This window comes from Maritalea sp. (assembly GCF_051251695.1).
In the GTDB taxonomy this organism is placed as follows: Bacteria; Pseudomonadota; Alphaproteobacteria; order Rhizobiales; family Devosiaceae; genus Maritalea.
Genome location: NZ_JBPOEU010000091.1, coordinates 1 through 2,408, shown reverse-complemented (window position 1 = coordinate 2,408; position 2,408 = coordinate 1). Strand labels below are relative to the sequence as shown.

The 2,408-nt window shown below is 50.9% G+C and carries 1 protein-coding gene; it reads right to left on the bottom strand.

Annotated elements, in window-relative coordinates; all coding sequences use genetic code 11:
• Positions 1 to 2,408 (bottom strand): ATP-binding protein (locus tag ACSHWX_RS18265; RefSeq protein WP_435669639.1); only part of this gene is annotated, 2,408 nt, incomplete at both ends.

The following is a 2,408-nucleotide window of genomic DNA, read 5'->3' as shown; positions in this document are numbered from 1 at the left end:
AAAAGGGCTGAGCGGACTTCATCCTTGCCAAGAAATCCAGTTAGAGCAGCGCCATCAAAAGCCTCCGACTGAATGAAACCAAGACAATTCGACCACGAAGGTGCGATCTGGCCCCCACGGACAACAATACTCTGATAACGCTCTGGTACATCGTTGAGTTTAGGCAACTTTTTTACTTGGCGTAGGACGAAAGTTTCGACGGCTTCGACATCAAGCGTATCTCGGTTCATCACAGCCAATATCGCTTCGATATCCTCTTCAACGTTTTCGTCCATTTCCAACAGCACGTTTGAGAAGTATTCAGCGAAATCGCTTTCCACCCGATCGAGTAGGGGTTTGACTCCAGAATTTCGAATCCTCGAGTAATGCCGCTTACGCATGGCAGACCCGGCTTGTTCTCCGAGGATAGAGACGAAGATGTACGCAAAGTTCGCAGCATTCAAATGGTAGTGGCCGAGCTCGTACAACTTCTGGACGACCTGTGGATAGGCATTGATCGCCGCAAGATCCTTCGTCTCGATTCGCAGCTCCTCGAGCTTGGCTGGGTCAACTCCTTCCAGAAGGTCGAGGATGTCTTGGATATTGTCGGCCACGAACGTGCGTAGCTCAGCATGCTCTTCTCGCTCTCGAGCTAGAAGGGCAGGCGGAAGATGTTCAATAAGGCCCGCGATGTGTTCAACTGCGGATAGACCTTCAATTGCCGTGGGCACGAAACCCCGCCAAGCCTCGACCAGCCGCTTTAAGAATTCGCCAACGTGTGATCCCGACGCATAGTAGGCTTCGAAAAATTCTTGCTGGTTCGAAAACTCATTCGCGAGGTATGCGAAGACCTTCCCGAGCCGATCTTTATTCTCTTCACTCTGCAAAAGCGCGTCAATGAGCCGGACGTTCAGTGCATAATCGAGACCGAAATCGTCCTCCCTCATGGCCGCGATGACTTCATGAGGGTTGTCGATCGGAAATCCGGGTTCTGGTGTCTGGAAGGCTCTGATCTGGATCAGGAACTTGTTGTCGTTTGGTGATAGTCGCCCAGAGTGGAACAGGGATGTGTACTGGTAGTAGCTGTCGTCGAGATAGCCCTCCAAAAGCAGGAAACGGGCAAGCTCGCCGCCATCACCAAGCTCCTGGAATAGGCTCTCAATCTCTTGGCTGCTGGATTGCAGCAAGACGTTGAACTTGCTCGTCCGAATAGTCTTGATCTGGTTCCGCAGATCGGTAATTCGCCTGACCGAAGCTTTTTTCTGTGACTCTGCCTTTTGCTGGATCGATTGAACTCGATCGGCGTAGGTTGCTTCTGGATCGATGCTTGCCTGCAATCCAGAATTGTTGTGTTGGCGTCGGCCCTGGGTAAATGTGTTATATTGAATACTCTGTGTATTAACGAGCTCGTCGAATTCCTCGTACTCGGATAGGTTGGCAAGTGCCACAAACTGTTGCCCATTCCTACTAACACCTGACACATTGGCTGGTAATGACTCTAGGAGCGCCATCGCGTAGATCCGTTTGAGCTCGCGAATGTCTCTCGGGACCTGCTTTTCAGCCGCCTCGATACCTCGTTCAAGCTCCGTGATCTCAGATCGATAGCTTTGTTCGCGGGCCGCGATGAGTTCGTCCTTGCGGCCCAAGATTCCGGCAAGATGTCCTTCGCCGCGGTGGAGCCTTTCAAAATCCCTCGGGTAGACGTTCTTATAGATCAGCACGGCAAGAAGTTTTGTGGCGTCAAGAACGTTCTCGCCATCTGTTTCCAAGTTCGCGACGTAGATCGCGTACTCGTTGAAGATGTTGTGGATGAGGCGCAGGTCACTAAGATAGCGCGACACTTCACGTAGGAATTGCTGATCGAGACTTCCGTCCAACTCCAGCCGACTGCCCTGCGCCAGAACCATATCAATCGAGTTCGAACTGTTGATGATGGGAATGACTGGGATGATGAACTCGAAGAACTTGGTCCGGTCTGTATTAACAAACATGTCGTCGCGTAGCGCGTAGAGGAATCTAACCTTACGCCTTACTCCCACATTACCGTTCACGAGACTGTTGATCTCGCGAAGAGTGACAAAGATGTCGGAATCTTCGAAGCGATCTAGGTCTTCCACGACGACGAGGTCGTATCGAGTCGACTGGAAGAAGTAGACAATCTCATCCAGGTGACGATTGAGGATAGAATCCTGGTTCTCTGAGGACGGCCTTATTTCAATGTCTTTCAGCGAAATGCCTTTTAGCGACAAGCCAAAGCTGGCCACGTAGAAGTGATGGACTGCGGACCAAAGAAATATCAGCGCGAAAGCTGCTATCGAGATGTCTAGCCAATTCGTAAGATCGAAGGGCTTGAAGTACGATCCATCAAAGATCGCGTTGCGATTTTGAAACGCATGCCAGACAGCGAGCATTCCGGAAAGAATGTAAAG